The organism is Burkholderia sp. MSMB1498, from assembly GCF_001526245.1.
GTDB lineage: Bacteria > Pseudomonadota > Gammaproteobacteria > Burkholderiales > Burkholderiaceae > Burkholderia > Burkholderia savannae.
Genome location: NZ_LOYJ01000036.1, coordinates 124,079 through 142,266, shown reverse-complemented (window position 1 = coordinate 142,266; position 18,188 = coordinate 124,079). Strand labels below are relative to the sequence as shown.

Sequence of the window (18,188 nt, the reverse complement as noted above, 5' to 3'; positions counted from 1 at the left end):
GGCGTGACGGGCGTGACGGGCGTGACGGGCGTGACGGGCGGCGGCAGGCGGCTGCGCCGTCCGCCGCCGCCCTTGTCCATCGATTACGGCTTCTCGGCGTGCGAGACGGCCGTCCGTCCTCTTGCGCAGCGATCGCACTCGAAGCGCTGATTGTCGATGCCATCGCCCGGCCCGCCGCCCGCCCGGGCGACCGAGCCACGCCCCGGCCGCCCCTCGCGTGTTACGTTGCCGCGCGCGGCGACGTAACACGAACGTCCGTGCTACGTAACACACCTTCAGCCGGTTTCAGATTGTTACATTTCCGGCGCCGCGACAAACCCGCCCAACCCGCATGAAAACGCTTTCAATTCATGCACTTATTCGACAAAAAAACACCTTCTGAAGCGCTCTCCCGCTGCATCGCGCCATGCTGGCCCGACAATTGCAGTAAGCCCCTCGTACCGTTCGCCCATTTATCTGCGAATCACGAGGCTCATCATGGATTGCAAGTATCTGCACATCGACAACATCAAGATCAACTTCGTCCGCCGCATCATCGAGATCGACGGCGAGCCGATCAACCTGACGCCGCGCGAGTTCGACGTCGTCGAATTCCTGCTCGACAACATGAACAAGGTGGTGTCGCGCCAGGCGATCCAGGAAGCGGTCTGGGGCCGCGAGCTCGCGGTGTCGTCGCGCACGCTGGACACGCACGTGTCGCGCATCCGCTCGAAGCTCGGCCTCGACTTCGACAAGAACATGCGGATCATTCCGATCTATTCGGTCGGCTACCGGCTCGTGCTGTTCGGCGCGGCGACGACGCGCGTCGAGGCGCACGACGCGCAGCACGCGGTGCGCACCGAAGAACCGCGCGTCTCCGATACGGCCGCACCGATCGCACCGATCGCGCCCAACGCGCCGATCGCGCCGGTCGCGCGTCCGTCCGCCGCGCCGTACCTCAAGCTCGTCGCCGAATACCATTGAGCGCAGCCCGCGCCGCACGCGGACCGAGTCCGCGCGCGGCGCGCCTACTCGGCGCGCTGACGCTCGAGCCACGCCTGGAACATCAGCACCGTCCATAGCGGATGCTGCCAGTTCATCCGGCCCGACTGGTGCTGCCGCCACAGCCGTTCGACGCGCATCGCGTCGAAATAGCCTTCGTCGCGCAGGCGCGCGGGGTTCAGCAGCTCCGCCGCCCAGTCGCTCAGCTCGCCGCGCAGCCACGCGCCGACAGGCGCGCAAAAGCCCTGCTTCGGCCGGTCGATCAGCGGCCGCGGCACGTAACGGTACAGCAGCTTGCGCAACAGCCATTTGTCCTGCCCGTTCGGAATCCGCAGCGCCTCGGGCAGCCGCCACGCGAATTCGACGACGCGGTGATCGAGAAACGGCATCCTCGTTTCGAGGCTCACCGCCATCGCCGCGCGGTCGACCTTCGTCAGGATGTCGGTCGGCAGGTACGTGAGCGTATCGACGGCCATCGCCTGCTCGGCGAACGACAGGCCCGCGGGCCACGCGCCCGGCGTGTCGATCAGCGTCTGCGGCTCGCGGCCCGCGAGCGTGAAGCGCTCCGGATGATGAACCGACGACATCAGCAGCCGGTACAGCGACGTGCGGCTGTCCGCCGTCATCACGTTCGCGAGCTTGTGCAGGCGGTCGCCTACGCGCGGCGACGCGTCGCGCTGCGCCGACGCGCTCCATGCGCCCTGCACGAGCGCGGCGATCTGGTCCGCGTGATCGGGCCGCAGCGCGTGCAGCGCGGCCGCGATCCGCATCCGCACCGCGGCCGGCACGCGGCGCAGCCGTCCCCATAGGCGCGGCGTCAGGAAGTAGCGCGTGTAGCCGCCGAACAGCTCGTCGCCGCCGTCGCCCGACAAGCTCACCTTCACGTGGCGGCGCGTCAGCTCGGAGACGAGCAGCGTCGGGATCTGCGACGAATCGGCGAACGGCTCGTCGTAGACGCACGGCATGCGCGGCACGGTCGCGAGCACGTCGGACGGCTTCACGTAAAGCTCGGTGTGCGACGTGCCAAGATGCTTCGCGACCGCCTTCGCATGCCCCGCCTCGTCGTAGCCCGCTTCATGGAAGCCGATCGTGAACGTCTGCACCGGCTGCGCCGTTTGCGTCTGCATCAGCGCGACGATCACCGACGAATCGACGCCGCCCGACAGGAATGCGCCGAGCGGCACGTCGGCGACCGACTGCTCGGCGATCGCGTCGCGCAACACGTGATCGAGCTGCGCGACGGCGGCGTTCGCATCGCCGTCGAACGGATTCGCGCGGCCCGCGGCGATCACCCGCTCGAGCGACCAGTAGCGGCGCGGCACCGGTTCGACCTCGATGTCCTCGAGCTGCAGGTAAGTGCCGGGCGGCAGCTTGCGAATCCCTTCGTAGATCGTGTACGGCGCGGGCACGCTCGCGTGCCGCAAATACAGGCACAGCGCATCGCGATCGACCGCATGCGATTCGAAGCCGGGAAAGCGCCGCAGCGCCTTCAGCTCCGAGCCGAACACGAACGAGCCGCCGACGCGGCCGTAATAGAGCGGCTTCTCGCCGATGCGATCGCGCGCAAGCGTAAGCACGCGCGATTCCCGATTCCATAGCGCGAGCGCGAACATGCCGACCGCTTTTTGCAGCGCGCGATCGATGCCCCATGCGGCGAACGCGGCGAGCAACACTTCGCTATCCGAATGACCGCGCCATTCGGGCGCGCGATGCTCGCGCTCGAGCTCGCGGCGCAACTCGCGAAAATTGTAGATCTCGCCGTTGAACGTCATCGCGTAGCGGCCGCACGCCGAGTGCATCGGCTGATGTCCGTGCTCCGACAAATCGACGATCGACAGGCGCCGATGCCCGAGCGCGACACCCGCGCCGGGATCGACCCACAAACCGCTATCGTCCGGGCCGCGATGCGCGAGACTATCCGTCATTCGCGCGAGGGTCGCGCGGGCTGTCTCCGGCGCGCATGCGACAGGGCCCACGAAGCCGCTGATTCCGCACATGACGAATATCTCGTTCGAATGGTGAAAAGGATATCGCTTGACGGGCGGCTCGCACCCGTCGGTTGGGCGCATATTACGAAGAAAATATTCGTCAATTAATCCGGCTTGCAGCGTTCATTTTTTTCCAGTGAAAAATTAATTTTGCTGTCGCGATTTTGTACACGATGCGCCGATCTGTTGCGCCGCGTCATCCAACACGCGTTCGATGCGCGATTCGTCATGTACGCAGACGTCGCGCCGCGAGATAGGCGAGCTGCGCGCGATTGCGCGCGTTGAAACGTTTTTCGAGCGTGCGGATCTGCGCGCCGACGCGATGCAGCGAGGTGCTGAGCGCGTTGGCGATTTCCTGATCGGACAGGCCGTGCACGAGCCGCTCGAGCACGGCCGCCTCGCCGTCCTCGAGCACGAACGCGCGCGTGCCGCCGACGCGCGCATCGAGATGCGGCTGCGCGGCGCGATGCACGTCGAGGCTGAGCGCGAGCGCGCAGCCGATCACGCGATCGTCGAACCACGCGTCGTGCGCCTCGGACGCGAGGCTCACGGCGACGCGCAAATCGAGATGCGGCACCGGCCAGCAAAAGATCACGCCGCTGTGCATTGCATGCGCACGCAACGAATTCACGAGCGCGAGCATGCGCCGCTCGCCCGTGCGGCGCGCGTGCGCGTCGAGCTCGTCGAGCCGCCACGCGACCGGCGAAACGCCCTGCCGCCATTCGGCGAAGCGCGGATCGGCTTCGAACATCCGGCCTTCGACGTACGCGCGCACGAACGACACGGGCGCGAACTCGCGCAGCAGATATGCGGCGAGCATTTGCTGGCCGATCAGCTCGAATGCGCCGTAGCAGAGCGTCGTGAAGCCGGCCGCGCGCAAGCGCGCATCGCAGTCCGCGACGTCGAACGACGCGCGGCGCGGCCCATCGTGCGATGCAGCGAACGACGAGACGGAAGAATGTGCATCGCGCGGCGCGAATTCTCCGCGCGATGCGGCGAGCTCGGCATGCGAGAACCATTCGATGCGCGGCGCGCTGTCGGCAATTGTCATGGGGAAAATCGGCTTCCTGTGTTCGTGACGCTGTTGCGCAGGAACCCCGGCATGCAAGTGGTCTTTGATTCGCGCTTTCGTAGCGCTGCTCTGCGCGGTTAGTATTACGGGATATTACGCGCAAGCGTGCCGCTTTGTACAATGCCTTCGCCCGCGACAAGGGCGCGAGTTGCGACGTGCGGATGTCGGGCGCAGGCGAGCGTGTCAGCAATGCGCGCGCCTGCGGCATGCGCGTCAGCGCCGTGCGCATTTGCGACGTGCGAGGCAACGACATGCGCATCCACGCCGCGCACGATGGAAGGGTCCGCGTCGCACACGCGAACGCGCGCGCCGCAGCCGGTTCGCGTCGCGAGCACACGAGCCGCATACGCGCTCGTCACGAGCGTGCACGTGGCGATCGCACACCGCGTCCGTCCGTTCGATCGAACGGCATCGGGCCACCGCCGCGAGGTTTTTCGTCATGTCGGACATTGCAGTGCAGGAGGACGCCGCCGCCGCGGCAGTCGCGCGGCCCGTGTCGTGCGCGAACCCGGACGGCGCGGCACGCGACGCGCAGTCGATCGACGTCGTCTGGTGCGGCCACGCGAGGCGCGCGACCGATGCCGAGCAGCGCTTCGCGCCGCGCCTGGGCGTGGCGGAAATGCTCGCGAGCGCGCGCGGCACCGCCGAATGCGGCCGCATCGCGACGAGCCTGCTGCGGCTGATGGGCTTCGCGACGTTCGCCTATTTCGCACTCGAGTTCACGCGCGACGACGCCGAATGCCTGTACCTGCACGAAGCGTTCACGCCCGCCGCGTATCGCGGAGATTACGTGCGGCGCCGCCATTACGACGTCGATCCGCGGATGCTCGGCTCGCGCGCATCGAGCATGCCCGTCGTCTGGGATTTGCGCCAGCTCGCGCGAGACCACGCGCCGCGCGGCGCGGACGGGCTCGACGGCTTCCTGCGCGTGATGCACGACGACGACATGTGCAGCGGCGTGATGTATTCGATGCCCGTGCCGGGCACGCGCATGCATGCGTTCGCGAGCTTCACCGCGCCGCGCCGCTCGCGCGACTGGATCTCGTCGGCGACGCTCGAGCAGGTGCTGTCGCTCGGCTTGTCGGCGCACCGGTTCGCGGCGCCGCAACTGATCGCGTCGTCGCGCGAGCGCGCGGCCGAGCGCCTCACGCCGTTCGAGCGCGAGCTGCTCATCGGCATCGCCGAAGGCGCGTCCGACAAGGAGATCGGCCGACGGCTCGACACCAGCGCACACAACGTCGACTACCATCTGCGCAAGCTGCGCAAACGCTTCGGCGTCGCGAACCGGATTCAGCTGACTTATTTCGCGTCGGCGCGCGGATTGATCTGATTCGCGTGATCACGCACGGCGACCGGCCGCGCGCGATCGCGAGCCGCGGCCATGCATCTGCCTGCTCGCGATCGTTGCATCCGCAACCAACGGATGCAGCGCAAGCCGCTCGCCGCCGCCCGCGCTCCACCCGCTCCGGCATGCGTCAGCCGCCGTACAGATCGAGCAGCTTGAGCGTCACGCCGTTGGTCCAGCCGAAGCCGTCCTGCAGCGGGTACTCGCCGCCGCCTCCGCCGCCCGTGCCCGCGCCTTCGACGACGTACTTCTCGACAAGCTTGCCCTGCGACGCGTATACACCCTTCACGTCGGCTAGGAAACGCGTGCCGATGTCGTTCGCGAGCGCCTTCTCGCCGTATTGCTGCAGCCCGACGAGCGCGATCCAATGCAGCGGCGCCCAGCCGTTGGGCGCGTCCCACTGCTGCGTCGTATCGTAGGTCGTCGTCGTGAGCCCGCCCGGCTTGAGCAGCGTCTTCTGCACGTTCTTCGCCGTCAGCTTCGCGCGCTCCGGCCACGCGACGCCCGCAAACAGCGGATACAGCGCCGCCGCCGACAGGTTCTCGCGCGGCTTGCCGAGCTTCCAGTCGTAATCGCCGTAATAGCCGTTGCGGTTCCACAGATAGCGGTTGATCGCGACCGCCCGCTTCCCGGCGCGGCCGGCGAACTCGGCGACGCACGCGAAATCGCGCGTCACCGCGCAGCCCTTCGCGATCGTCGCCTCGAGGTTGAACATCAGGCTGTTCAGGTCGACGGGCACGATCGCGGTCGTGCGGATCGTCACGAGCGTCTGGTTGTCGCCGAACCAGCGCGAGCTGAAGTCCCAGCCGCTCTCGGCCGCCGCGCGCAAGTCGCGCCAGACTTCCGCCGCCGGCCGGCCGCTCGCCTGCTGCGCGGTCTTCACGTCTTCGAGATACGACTCGTCGCGCGGCGTGTCGCTCGCGTCCCAGTAGCGGTTCAGCACCGAGCCGTCCGGCATCGCGACCACGTTGCGCGCCGCCTGGCCGCGCGGCGTCGTGCGCTCGCCCTGCATCCAGTACGCGTACTCCTTGCGCAGCGCGGGCAGATACTTCTGATAGACGCGATTGCCCTCGACCTTCGCTGCGAGCGTCACCATGTACGCGAAGAACGGCGGCTGCGAGCGGCTCACGTAGTAGCTGCGGTTGCCGTTCGGCACGTGGCCGACGGTGTCGATCAGGTATGCGAAGTTATCGAGCATGTCGTCGACGAGATCTTCGCGGCCCGCCTCCTGCAAGCCGAGCATCGTGAAGTACGTATCCCAGTAGTAGCCCTCGCGGAAGCGCCCGCCCGGCACCACGTACGGTTTCGGCAGCGCAATCAGCGAACTGTAAGGCGGCACGCTCGCCGTCGTGCGCGTAAGGTTCGGCCACAGCCAGTCGATGTGCTCGCGCAGCGTCTGGTTCGCCGGCGGGCTCACCGACTGGTCCGACGGCGGCGTGAAGTACTGCGCGACGAACGCCTTCAGCGAGAAGCCGGGCTGCCCTTTCTGCTGCTGGTAGAGCTGGACGATCGTCGCGGGATCGGCGTTCGGCGTCGAATCGACGAAGGTCTTCTGGTCTTCGAAGATCTGCGCGGTTTGCACCGCAACGAAGAGATCGCCGTAGAGCTGGCTAGGCGGCGGCGGAATCGAAGCGGCGCTCGGCGCGACGCTCGATGCGAAGGCCGCCGCGGAAACGGCGGAAGCCGGCGCGGGCGATGAGTCGGCGCGAGCGAGCGTCGCGCTCGTGCAGCCGATGCCGGCCGCAGCGACGAGCGCAACCCAGGCGGGCGCATTCAGCAGCCGGCGATAGAACGGATTCTCAACATGAAGCTGAAGCGGGCGATGCCGCGGCGTGACCATATCTCCTCCTCCCGTTTTCGCGATGAATGGCAATACGGTCTCCTGCCGCGCGGGCCTCGTGCGTCGCGGCTTTTGTCTGTCGTATGCCGCGGCGGGCAGGTTCGCACGAAAACCCGCGTTCAGGCAAGCGGTACATCGCACATTACGCACATATGGCCCGACATCGCGCGCCGCATGCGCACGTCGAGCGCGGTCGCGTCGCTCTCGCCGCGCCCGCCCGTTCGCCGCTGCGGCAGCGCTTTCGCGGGCGCGAGCAGCGGTCGCGAGCTCGTCGTGCGTCGCGACGGCCGGATGCGCGAGCGGCGCGCGGCGCCCTCGCCGAACGCCGCGCGCGACGCCGCGACGCTCCGCCCGGCGACGCAGCCGGCGCCGCCGCCCGGCGGGCGCGGCGCCTCGAGCATCGATCCCGGGCCGCGCGCGGCCGGCGACGCGCGACGACAACACGTCGTTGCACGCGCAAGCATGCTGCAACAATCGATGCAATAATGACGTCTTTATCGCGCGTCGTTGCCATGCCGTCTGCTATCTACGCTTTCCTCGCACCGCTGATCGTCGCTTGCGCGTTGTTCATGGAAAGCGTAGACGCCAACATCATCGTGACGGCGCTGCCCGCGATGGCGCGCGACTTCGGGCAGAACTCCGTCACGCTGAACATCGCGATCACGAGCTACGTCGTCGGCCTCGGCGTGTTCATCCCGATCTGCGGATGGCTCGCCGACCGCTTCGGCGCGCGCACCGTGTTCCGCACCGCGATCGGCATCTTCGTCGCGGGTTCGCTCTTGTGCGCGGCGTCGAACAGCCTCGAGCTCTTCACGTTCGCGCGCTTCGTGCAGGGCGTCGGCGGCGCGATGATGGTGCCAGTCGGGCGCATCATCATCTTCCGCGCGGTGCCGCGCACGGAGCTCGTGCGCGCGATGAACTACCTGAGCGTGCCCGCGCTCTTCGGGCCCGCCGCCGGGCCGCTCCTCGGCGGCTTCATCACGACGTACCTGCACTGGCGGCTGATCTTCTTCATCAACGTGCCGATCGGCCTGCTCGGCATCTATCTCGCGAACAAGCACATCGCGAACACGCACGAGCTCGATCCCGGCCCGCTCGACTGGTTCGGCTTCATCCTGTCCGCCGCGGGCGCCGCGCTCCTGCTGATGGGCCTCACGCTGCTCGACGGCGCGCTCGTGTCGCGCGGCACCGCGCTCGCGATGAGCGGCACGGGCGCGGCGCTCGTCGGCTTCTACGTGCTGTATGCGCGGCGCGTCGAGCGGCCGGTTCTCGATCTGCGCTTCCTGCGCATTCCTACGTATCACGCGAGCGTCGTCGGCGGCTCGCTGTTCCGGATCGGCCTCGGCGCGGTGCCGTTCCTGCTGCCGCTCACGCTGCAGGAGGGGCTCGGCATGAGCGCGTTCCATTCCGGCGCGATCACGTGCGCGTCGGCCGTCGGCGGCGCGCTCACGCGCATGCTCGCGCCGCGCACGCTCAAGCGCTTCGGCTTCCGGACGGTGCTGATGTACAACGCGGCGTTCGCCGGGCTTGCGATCGCCGCGTACGGCGTGTTCCATCCGGGCATGTCGGTGCTCGCGATCTGGCTCATCGTGCTCGTCGGCGGCATCTTCCCCGCGTTGCAGTTCACGAGCCTCAATTCGATGATCTACGCGGAAATCTCCTCGCGCGACGCGGGCCGCGCGACGAGCCTCGGCAGCGTCGTCCAGCAAATGTCGCTCGGCCTCGGCGTGACGGTCGCGGCGCTCGTGCTGCACGTGTCGCATTGGGCGCAAGGGCATCCGACGATGGTCTGGTCGGACTTCTGGCCCGCGTTTGTCGTGGTCGGCCTGTGTTCGTTCGCGTCGATTCCGATCACGCGCCGGCTGCCGCCGAACGCGGGCGACGAAGTCGCGCGCGGCAAGCGCGGCTGATGCGATCGGGTGTGCGAAATAAACGGGAAATCGGGACGGGCGAACGCTTCGCGTCGCCGCTCGGAGTTCGGAGTTCGGAGTTCGGAGTTCGGAGTTCGGAGTTCGGAGTTCGGAGTTCGGAGTTCGGAGTTCGGAGTTCGATCGGAATTGGGCCGCGGAAAATCCGTCGCCCCAAAAAAATCGGCGGACATCCACTCGGGGCCGGCTGAAAGCCGCATGGATGTCCGCTTGAACTGCTCCGGCCGTCTCGACGGGGGTGAGACGTCCGGACTCGCTCCCTGCGTGCCATAGAGGTATCGTGCGTCGGAAGCAGAGTACTTGTGTCGATGAGACTATAAGGAAACTTCCGACAGACTTCTGTCAACGATTGTCAGACGCCCGCGCCGCAATGCTTCGCGGCGCACGGCGCGGCGCGCCGATTCGCGCTAAAGTGGCGCATCCGTCCGCCCATTGCATCGTTCTCGCCGCTCGTGACCGCTCCGCTCTCGATCGCTTCCGCCCGCGCGCTGCACCTCGCGGCCCAAGGCCTGCTGACCCCGCCCCGGCGCAAAGCCGTCAAGGCCGACGTGCTCGACGCGATTCGCCGGATGGCGCAGTTGCAGATCGATACGATCCACGTCGTCGCGCGCAGCCCGTATCTCGTGCTGTTCAGCCGGCTCGGCCCGTATGCGCCGCAATGGCTCGACGAGCATCTCGCCGACAAGAGGCTGTTCGAATACTGGTCGCACGAGGCCTGCTTCCTGCCGACCGAGGACTTCGGACTGATGCGCCACAAAATGCTCAACCCGGTCGGGATGGGCTGGAAATACGCGGCCGATTGGCACGCGACCCATCGCAAGGAAATCGACGAGCTGCTCGCGCACGTCCGCGCGAACGGCCCCGTGCGCTCCGCCGACTTCACGCGCAGCGCCGGCAAGGGCAACGGCTGGTGGGACTGGAAGCCCGAGAAGCGCCATCTCGAAGTGCTGTTCTCGACCGGGCAGTTGATGGTCGCCGAGCGGCGCAACTTCCAACGCGTGTACGACGTCGCGGAACGCGTGCTGCCGGACTGGGACGACGCGCGCGATCTGCCCCCGCGCGACGCGGTGCTGCCGCGCCTTGTCGACAACACGTGCCGCGCGCTCGGCATCGTGCGCGCGGACTGGATCGCCGACTATTACCGGCTGCCGAAGCGCTCGTATCGCGACGCATTGCATGCGCGCGCGGATGCGGGCGAGCTGCTGCCCGTCGCGGTCGACGGCTGGAAGGAAGACGCGTTCGTGCATCGCGCACTCGCGCCGCTCGTCGACGCCGCGCGCGACGGCGCGCTGCGCTCGACGGTCACGACGCTGCTGTCGCCGTTCGATCCGGTCGTCTGGGACCGGCGGCGCGCGTCGGCGCTGTTCGACTTCGACTACACGATCGAGTGCTACACGCCCGCGCACAAGCGCCGCTACGGCTACTTCTGCCTGCCGATCCTGCATCGCGGGCGGCTCGTCGGCCGCGTCGACGCGAAGGCGCATCGCGCGCAACGCGTGTTCGAGCTGAAGGCCGTGCACATCGAGCCGGGCGTGCGGCTCGGCGCGGGGCTCGCGGCCGACGTCGGGCGCGCGGTGCGCAAGCTCGCCGACTGGCACGAGACGCCGGTGATCGCGATCGGCAACGCGCCGAAGGAGATTGCGCGGGCGATTGGCGCGCAATGACGGACGCGGACGATGGCGAGACCGGGTTGAAGTTGAAGTTGAAGTTGAAATGGAAACCGAAGCCGACGCCGAGGTCGTAAGCGAAGCCGCAGCCGCAGCCGAAAGCGAAGCGTGGCCGGAATCGAAGTCGAAGTCGAAAACCGCATCGACGGCAAACCATCGATAACCCCCTGCCGCCGCCGCGCGCTGACGAACGTCGCCGGTGCCGGCCCGTCGCGCTTTCCGTTCGCATCGACGCCCGTCGACAAGGAAACAAGGAAGCGCTTCACGGGAATGCGATTCGCCGCGCTTTCCCGCAGCGTGCGCGCACGGACTGCATAAAGTTGGGCCTCGGCCGCAAGCGCCCGCACGCCGTCCCGAACGGCTGCGCGCCACCGCAAGCCGCGGCGCCGAAACAGACGGCCACCACGCACACGCCGACTTCCCGTTCGACTCGCCGACGAACCGCCGGCCGATCGACGCCGCGCGCATTCTCGCAAACGAGCGACCGGCCCGCCCGCCGCCGACCGCGCCGAGCAAGGATCGACGCGCACGCGATGCGCCGCCGCGAACGGCCTTCGATCGCGGCGGCACAGGCAACCCGGCCGCCGCCCGCGCGTCGCGCGCTCAGCCGCTCAGCTTGCGAAAGCGCGGCGTGCCGTCGTCGAGCGTTTCGTTGAACATCGCCTCGGGGCGCACCCATAGGCTGCGCTCCTTCGGCCACAACTGCTCGTAGACGACAAGCGATTCCTCCGTCTCCGAATGCCGCGCGACGCCGACCACGCGGTACAGCCCGCCCTTGTAATGACGATGCGTCGCGATGCGTTCGGCTTCCTGCTCGGTCATGATGCGCTCCCTGAAAATCGGCAAGCGCGTATTGTATGCGCGGGCGAGCGCACGAGCGCAGCGCGCCCGACATACTCAGCGCGCCTCAGGTTGCGCGTACACGTTCGGCCGATGCAGTTCCATCCAGCGTTCCGGATGCGCGGGGGCGACGAAGCCGACGGGCCGGTACAGGCCGTGCGCGTCGCTCGTGACGAGCATCACGCGGCGCAACCCGCGCACGGCGTCGTGCGCGAACACGTGATCGATCAGCGCGCCGCCGTAGCCGTTGCCGCGAAACGCGCGCAGGACGAATACGTCGCACAGATACGCGAACGTCGCGCGATCGGTAACGAGCCGCGCGAAGCCGACGAGCCGTTCGTCGAGATACGCGCCGAAGCACAGCGATCCGGCGATCGCCCGCTCGACCACGTCGCGCGGAATGCCCGTCGACCAATGCGCTTCGTCGCGCAGGAACGCGTGAATCGCGTCGATGTCGAGTTCGGCGTTGTCGGTCGAAAAGCGCAGCGCGGACGTCGATGAGGTGGACACGGCAGGGCTCCGGAAAACAAAACGCCGATGGCGAATGTTTTAGACGATAACGCGAAGCGCAGGCGTTCAACAAGGGACGCGACGATGCCGCGCGTTTCGCGGTGCGGGATGCATGTCGAAGCGCGTGCTCGACGCGCCGCGCGCTCGCGCCTCGCGCGGCGTGAGTGAGTGAGTGAGTGAGTGAGTGAGTGAGTGAGTGCGTGAGTGCGCGCGGCGTGCGATGCGAGCGCGAACGGCGACGCCGACGATCGCGGCTAGGACGACGCCGCCCGCCCGGAAAAGCGCCGCGACCGCGTGCGTACGCCCGCCTGCTTGAGCGTCTCGCTCGGCGTGTGGCCGAACGCCGCCTTGAACGCCCGGCTGAAGTATTTTTCGTCCGCGAACCCGTGCCTCCACGCAACGGAGGCGATCGACTCCGCCGGCCGCGCCGGATTCGCCAACACATGCCGAGCCAGTTCGAGCCGCCTGCGTCGAACCCGGTGCATGATGCCGCCCATCGGCTCGAAGAGCTGATAGAGCTTGGCCCGCGACACGCCCACGGCCTTGCAGATCGAGTCGGGCGTCAGGTCGGGCGCAAGGAGATGGGCGTCGATGTGCCGCTGAACGCGCTGCCTGAGCAGCATGCCGATCTCCCGCCCCGCCTCCGCCACGGCGTCGGGCGTCCCGGACACGCACGCGTTCGCGAGGCGCGCCGTCGATCGGGCGATGTCGGGAATCTCGGCGGTCGTCAGTATCGGCAGGTTGCGAATCAACGAGCGGATGTGATCGGCAAGCAATCGCCCGGTGCCGGACATCAGCGAACTTCCGTGCAAGCTGTCCACCCGCGTCGAAAGCAGCGCCCGCGGAACGGCGAGCCACAGCATCGAGCCCGCGGCGATCCGTGAGTCGAACGGTTGCCCGGCGTCGACGAGATATAGCTCGTCGGGCCGCTTGACGCCGGTTTCGGATGCGCTCTGCCAGACGAGCGCACCACTCGCATGCAACGTGAATTGACAGACGTCGAGACCGTCCGCGCGAATCCGAGGCCGGTTGCGCGTCGCCTTGATCGTCGCGCGGCGCGCGGCGTGAAGCCAGCGATGCTCGCCGACCGACATCGCACCGACGGCCGCCCCCGTACAGTCCCAGTCGAACGGCACGCTCGCGGAATCCTCGAGCGAATATGCGCAATGGCCGCCGGCCGTCCAGACTTCGAATCGATCGCGCGCGGGCACGTCCAAAGTCGAAAATCGCTGGATATCGATATGCGTTTCGCCCACGTCGCCCCCGATATACGTCGTTTTTGCGACGAGATAGGAACGCTCGATTTCGATTTGAATCAATTCGGCCGAGCATTCGCCGATCGTTACCCGTCGCGCCGAGACGTTCAACGCTCGCGCATGGCCGGCGCCCCGTCGCGCCAAAAATAGACGGGAATCCACCATCCGCGCGATACGCGTTCAATATACTCGGCCACGCGGGGAAACCCGTTTCATTCAGCCGTCGCCGCGATATCCAAGCCGTCCCGCGGCTGATATCCGCGCATCGGCAAGCATTCCTCGCGACAACAATTAACGAAAACCTGGGGATATCATGAAAATCAAATCCGCATTAATCGCCGTGATTGCGCAAGCGGCGGTATCCGGTGTCTGCGCCGCGAGCGCCGACACCGGCGACCTCGACGTCAACCAGCTCCGCGCGGCCGTGTCCAACACGACGACGCGCGCATCCGGCGGCATCGACCAGTCCAGTCTCAGTTCGGAGCAACAGGAACAACTCGTCCAGTGGCTCGCCGGCGCCCCTTCGCAGAAATGGAAACCGGGGCCGATCTGCATGTGGAGTTGTCCGCCGCCGTTCGGAAGCCTGTCGGCGGACCCGCAGCGTGTCAACGTGCCGGTCAGCGGCACGGGCAGCACGACCATTCACTGGACGTGGGACGAATCCCACCAATACCCGATCGCGGAATACGCATGCCTGTGGGTCACGACGCCCGGCAATTCCCAGGCCTACGTCGTGGATTGCGAACATCCGGGCAATCGCTACACGGTTTATATCCCGTGGATCGGCCAGGGGTCCTACAACTTCTTCGTCGCGCTTCGGCAGCAGTCGCCCGCGCCGGTTGCCGGCATGCCCGTGCTGGCCGCGACGACGGTGACCGGCACCCGGTGATCGTGCATGAAGGCGCGCCGCGCCGGCGCGTCGCCCGATACGCGACGCGGCGCGCCTTTTCGTGCCGGGCGGAATGCGAGGCGGCGCGTTGCCCGACGCCGCTTGTCGACGAGCGGCACTCGAAGGCGAAGGCAACGCGCTCATGCGCCGCGTTCGCGCCGACGAGCGCGCGGCCGTGAACGCGACGCCGCGGGCGACGCCGTCGGACGGCACGTACGCATCGGGCCAGCGCAGCCGGCGAGAAAAGAAACGCGCTTGCCGCCGACGCGTCCGGCGCGCTCCGCCCGACGCCGGTCGCCGGCCTCATCCGAATCGATTCGATCGCGCGCCCCGCGACTCGGCAGCGCGTCGATCGACGTTCGCCGCGCCCGCCGTGCAAACGCGGGCCGCGCGAGAGGCGGCGAGCCGCGGCGATGCGCGCCGTCATGCGAACGGCCGCACGCCGATCAGCCAGCCATGCAGTGCGAACGCGAACAGCCCCCAAACGACGAGCCCCACGCCGAGCGCGACGCCGTCGCGTACAAGCGATCCCGCCGGATAGCGAACGCCGTCGCGCCGATCGCGCGCACGCGAAGCGATGAAGTCGACGAACGCCCATGCGAAGAACGCGGCGAACAGCAGCTCCGCGTGCAGCGTCCCGTTCGCGAGCAGATGCGCGCCCGCCCACACCATCACGCCCGCGAGCATCGGATGGCCGACGAGCGCCTTGATTCGCGTGCCCGGCACGTAGGCGGCCGCGAGCAGCACGAACGCGATCGCGGTCAGGAGCGCCGTCAAGTGCCTGACGCCGACGGGCGGAAACCACAGCGACGCCGTATCCGCGCGCGCAAGCCCGTAGCCCCAGACGATCAGCACGAACCCGACCACCGACGCGAACGCGTACATCCCCTTCCAGCGCCGCTCGCCGAGGCTCGCGATCTGCGCGGCGCGCCAGTCGCCCGCGACGATTCGAATCGAATGCGTACCCAGGAAGATCACCAAACCGAGAATCAGGACGACCATGTGCATGTCTCCAGGTGGGGAAATCTTGTTGTCGGCCGAATCGGCATACGATGCCGCCGTGCATCGTACACCTCGCATCGCGCCCTTCCGCATCCTCCGTACCATCGTTTCTCGTCTGGGCCGCCGGCGCACCGCGCGGTTCACGACCGCGCGCGCGGCGCAACGCCCGCAAGGCCCGCTCGATCTCGCGATCGGCCGACGCGCGCGCATCGGGATACCTCGCCATGCCGCGCACACCTGCCGCGCTGCCTTGCGCCGGCCTCGCCGCGCGCGCTCGCGTTCGTGCCGGCAACACCGGGATGCGACGGTACCGGCCCGCGCTTGCAGGCCCAAGCGCGACGCGACGACTGACGTCCGACGCCCGACGCTTGCTGCGCATGTCCGCGCACGATCGCACTTCGCTTTTTTGTTGTCGCCCTGCTGTCGCCCTGTTGCGTCTCGCCGACATGTCATCGCGCACACCGTACACCATTGCGCGTGCCGGCGCGCGCCGCGCGGCGGCGTGCCGCAGCCGCGCTACTTCCGCTTCGCGCGGCGCGCGCCGGCCCCCGCGCGAACGGCCGCGCGATAGGCGCCGCGACACCAGTCGCGCAATGTGCCCACGTCTTCGAGCACGTCGGCGGGCGTCTCGAAATAGCCGCCGACGACGACCGTTCGCGTGCGCCCCGGATACGAGAACGGCCGCATGCCCGCTCGCTCGAACGCCGCGCGATTGTCATCGTCGACGCGCAGGAACAGCGATCCCGCATGGACGAAGCCGAACAGCACGCCGTCGATCCTGAGCGACGCGCCGCTGAAGAAGCGCGCGACGCCGATCGGCCCGAGCGCTTCGAGCTGCTCGGCGAGCTCGTCCGCGCGCAGCTTTTCCGCTTTCCAGTTCATCGCTCGCCGCCGCGCCGCGCCGCGCGCGGTCGAACGCCCGCCGCCACGCGGCCGCATGCTCGCGGCGGCGCGATCGTCATCGAACGATGAAGACGAATCGACACGCGCATCAACGTGCGGCGGCAACCACGTCGGCCACCGCGGCCGTCAGCTTCTTCGCGTACGGCACGTGCAGGAACTCGTTCGGCCCGTGCGCGTTCGATTTCGGGCCGAGCACGCCGCACACCATGAATTGCGCGGCCGGGAAGCCCTCCTGCAGCACGTTCATCAGCGGGATCGTGCCGCCCAGGCCCATGTACGCGCAGTCGGCGCCGAAGTGCCGGCGCGACGCGTCGCCGAGCGCCGCGCCGAGCCACGGCGCGACGTCGGGCGCGTTCCAGCCGGTCGCCGCGCCCGCGTCGGGCTTGAACGTGACCTTCGCGTTGTACGGCGGATCAAGCTCGAGCAGCGCCTTCAGCTGCTGCACCGCCTGCGCGGCGTCGACGAGCGGCGGCAGCCGCAGCGACAGCTTGAACGCGGTGCGCGGCCGCAGCACGTTGCCCGCGTTCTCGAGCGCGGGCAGCCCTTGCGCGCCCGTGACGGACAGCGACGGCCGCCACGTCGAATTGAGTAGCGCCTCGCTCGGATCGTCGGTCGTCGGCAGCACCGGCTTGCCGTCCTGCCCGCATGCCCACGGCAGCCCCTTCCACACGGCGTCGCCGAGAATCGACGCGGCCGCCTCGGTCTCGCGCAGGCGGCTCGCGGGCACCTCGCAATGGAACGACGACGGCAGCAGATTGCCGGTAGCCGCATCCTCGAGCCGCTCGAACAGCTGGCGCATCACGCGGAAGCTCGACGGCGCGATCCCGCCGTACACGCCCGAATGCACGCCCTCCTCGAGCACCTCGACCTGCAGGTCGCCCGACACGAGCCCGCGCAGCGACGTGGTGAGCCACAGCTGATCGTAGTTGCCCGCGCCCGAATCGAGGCACACGACGAGGCTCACGTCGCCGAGCCGCGCGCGCAGCGCGTCGACGTACGGCAGCAGGTCGTAGCTGCCCGACTCCTCGCAGGTCTCGATGAGGCCGACGCAGCGCGGCCGCTCGATGCCTTGCGCGTCGAGCGCGCCGAGCGCCGCGAGGCTCGCGTAGATCGCGTAGCCGTCGTCCGCGCCGCCGCGGCCGTACAGCTTGCCGCCCTCGAGCTTCGGCGTCCACGGGCCGAGATCGGCGCGCCAGCCGTCGAATTCGGGCTGCTTGTCGAGGTGACCGTAGAGCAGGATCGTGTCGGCGCTGCCCGCGCGCGTCGCGGGCGTCTCGAAGAAGATCACCGGCGTGCGGCCGGCGAGCCGCACGATCTCGACCTTCAGCCCCTTGACCGGCTGCCGCTCGGCCCATTGCGCGGCGTCGACGACGACGCGCTCGATGTAGCCGTGCTTCGCCCAGTCGGGATCGAATGCGGGGCTTTTCGCGGGCACCGCGATGTAGTCGGTCAACGCGTGCAGGATCTCGTCGCTCCATTTGCGTTCGATGAAATCGGCGAGGCGGTCGTGGTCGATGGCGGAAGCGGTGGCGGTGGTCATGGCGCGGAGCAGACGAACTGTCTGACGGAAGTGGAGTGGCGATGATAGCGCCGGTGCGGGCAGTTATGCACGCGCCGAAAAAAGCGACGCGCGTTGTGCGATGCAACTCGGTTGCGCGTTCGTCGCGCCGAATCGGAAACCGGCGGCCCGCAGAAGCCGCCATCGACGGCGAGGTCGCGGCGAGCCGCCGCCGAACGCGTGTTGCGGCCGCACATCGGGAATATGTGCGTTTGCGGCCCGCTCGCATGCGACGTATGCGCGTGCCACGTCCGCATTTTGTGTAGCTCGAGATGCGCGCCTGCGATTCTCGTGTAGGCGATGAGCTTGTTTGCGGACTGCGCGCTCAAGATGCGTGCGCGTGCGAGCGCCGCGAGATGCGCACTCGGTTGCGGCAAGGACGTTCGCAGCGTGCGCGTCGTACGACGCG

General features: G+C 68.2%; 15 protein-coding genes. 6 read left to right on the top strand and 9 right to left on the bottom strand.

Annotation, left to right across the window (positions count from 1 at the left end; all coding sequences use genetic code 11):
* The first annotated feature begins 477 nt into the window (after nucleotides 1-477).
* A complete protein-coding gene (locus WS91_RS07755) occupies nucleotides 478-963 on the top strand; it encodes a winged helix-turn-helix domain-containing protein (RefSeq protein ID WP_038752421.1) in 486 nt (161 codons plus the stop codon).
* A gap of 44 nt (nucleotides 964-1,007) precedes the next feature.
* On the opposite strand, the gene asnB is transcribed toward WS91_RS07755, so the two are convergent.
* Together asnB and WS91_RS07745 are read right to left on the bottom strand one after the other, a co-directional pair.
* On the bottom strand, nucleotides 1,008-2,978 hold the full coding sequence (gene asnB / locus WS91_RS07750) for an asparagine synthase (glutamine-hydrolyzing) (RefSeq protein WP_038752423.1): 1,971 nt from the start codon (nucleotides 2,976-2,978) through the stop codon (nucleotides 1,008-1,010).
* A 217-nt stretch (nucleotides 2,979-3,195) separates the two neighbouring features.
* The gene (locus tag WS91_RS07745; RefSeq protein ID WP_059670044.1) at nucleotides 3,196-4,020 is read right to left on the bottom strand and encodes an autoinducer binding domain-containing protein; all 825 of its coding nucleotides are present in this window, start codon (nucleotides 4,018-4,020) and stop codon (nucleotides 3,196-3,198) included.
* Between the two features lie 460 nt (nucleotides 4,021-4,480).
* On the opposite strand from WS91_RS07745, the gene WS91_RS07740 reads away from it, so the two are divergent.
* Nucleotides 4,481-5,371, top strand: coding sequence for a helix-turn-helix transcriptional regulator (locus WS91_RS07740; RefSeq protein WP_059670043.1), 891 nt, complete (start codon nucleotides 4,481-4,483; stop codon nucleotides 5,369-5,371).
* Between the two features lie 145 nt (nucleotides 5,372-5,516).
* Here the strand turns inward: WS91_RS07740 and treA are convergent, their stop codons facing one another.
* The gene (treA, locus tag WS91_RS07735; protein ID WP_059578722.1) at nucleotides 5,517-7,226 is read right to left on the bottom strand and encodes an alpha,alpha-trehalase TreA; all 1,710 of its coding nucleotides are present in this window, start codon (nucleotides 7,224-7,226) and stop codon (nucleotides 5,517-5,519) included.
* 512 nt (nucleotides 7,227-7,738) lie between these two features.
* Here treA and WS91_RS07725 point away from each other — a divergent pair.
* On the top strand, nucleotides 7,739-9,136 hold the full coding sequence (locus WS91_RS07725; protein ID WP_038752439.1) for an MFS transporter: 1,398 nt from the start codon (nucleotides 7,739-7,741) through the stop codon (nucleotides 9,134-9,136).
* 470 nt (nucleotides 9,137-9,606) lie between these two features.
* A complete protein-coding gene (locus WS91_RS07720) occupies nucleotides 9,607-10,818 on the top strand; it encodes a winged helix-turn-helix domain-containing protein (RefSeq protein WP_059670042.1) in 1,212 nt (403 codons plus the stop codon).
* Nucleotides 10,819-11,424: 606 nt separating this feature from the next.
* On the opposite strand, the gene WS91_RS07715 is transcribed toward WS91_RS07720, so the two are convergent.
* The 3 genes from WS91_RS07715 to WS91_RS37895 all read right to left on the bottom strand — a co-directional run bounded on the left by WS91_RS07715 (nucleotide 11,425) and on the right by WS91_RS37895 (nucleotide 13,034).
* A complete protein-coding gene (locus WS91_RS07715; RefSeq protein WP_038752445.1) occupies nucleotides 11,425-11,643 on the bottom strand; it encodes a DUF1653 domain-containing protein in 219 nt (72 codons plus the stop codon).
* 75 nt (nucleotides 11,644-11,718) lie between these two features.
* A complete protein-coding gene (locus tag WS91_RS07710) occupies nucleotides 11,719-12,171 on the bottom strand; it encodes a GNAT family N-acetyltransferase (RefSeq protein ID WP_059670041.1) in 453 nt (150 codons plus the stop codon).
* A 254-nt stretch (nucleotides 12,172-12,425) separates the two neighbouring features.
* Nucleotides 12,426-13,034, bottom strand: coding sequence for a helix-turn-helix domain-containing protein (locus WS91_RS37895; protein WP_331458326.1), 609 nt, complete (start codon nucleotides 13,032-13,034; stop codon nucleotides 12,426-12,428).
* A 114-nt stretch (nucleotides 13,035-13,148) separates the two neighbouring features.
* Between WS91_RS37895 and WS91_RS37890 the strand changes: the two genes are divergently transcribed.
* Both WS91_RS37890 and WS91_RS07700 read left to right on the top strand, forming a co-directional pair.
* Nucleotides 13,149-13,577 (top strand): hypothetical protein, encoded by a 429-nt coding sequence (locus tag WS91_RS37890; protein WP_331458325.1) that lies wholly within the window; start codon nucleotides 13,149-13,151, stop codon nucleotides 13,575-13,577.
* A 163-nt stretch (nucleotides 13,578-13,740) separates the two neighbouring features.
* On the top strand, nucleotides 13,741-14,316 hold the full coding sequence (locus WS91_RS07700) for a hypothetical protein (RefSeq protein WP_059670039.1): 576 nt from the start codon (nucleotides 13,741-13,743) through the stop codon (nucleotides 14,314-14,316).
* Between the two features lie 423 nt (nucleotides 14,317-14,739).
* On the opposite strand, the gene WS91_RS07690 is transcribed toward WS91_RS07700, so the two are convergent.
* From WS91_RS07690 to WS91_RS07680, 3 genes are all read right to left on the bottom strand, one after another.
* The gene (locus WS91_RS07690) at nucleotides 14,740-15,318 is read right to left on the bottom strand and encodes an NnrU family protein (RefSeq protein ID WP_038752692.1); all 579 of its coding nucleotides are present in this window, start codon (nucleotides 15,316-15,318) and stop codon (nucleotides 14,740-14,742) included.
* A gap of 516 nt (nucleotides 15,319-15,834) precedes the next feature.
* Complete coding sequence (locus WS91_RS07685; RefSeq protein WP_038752693.1) at nucleotides 15,835-16,200, bottom strand: TfoX/Sxy family protein; 366 nt, start codon at nucleotides 16,198-16,200, stop codon at nucleotides 15,835-15,837.
* Nucleotides 16,201-16,309: 109 nt separating this feature from the next.
* On the bottom strand, nucleotides 16,310-17,761 hold the full coding sequence (locus tag WS91_RS07680; protein WP_059578746.1) for a M20 family metallopeptidase: 1,452 nt from the start codon (nucleotides 17,759-17,761) through the stop codon (nucleotides 16,310-16,312).
* Nucleotides 17,762-18,188: the final 427 nt, after the last annotated feature.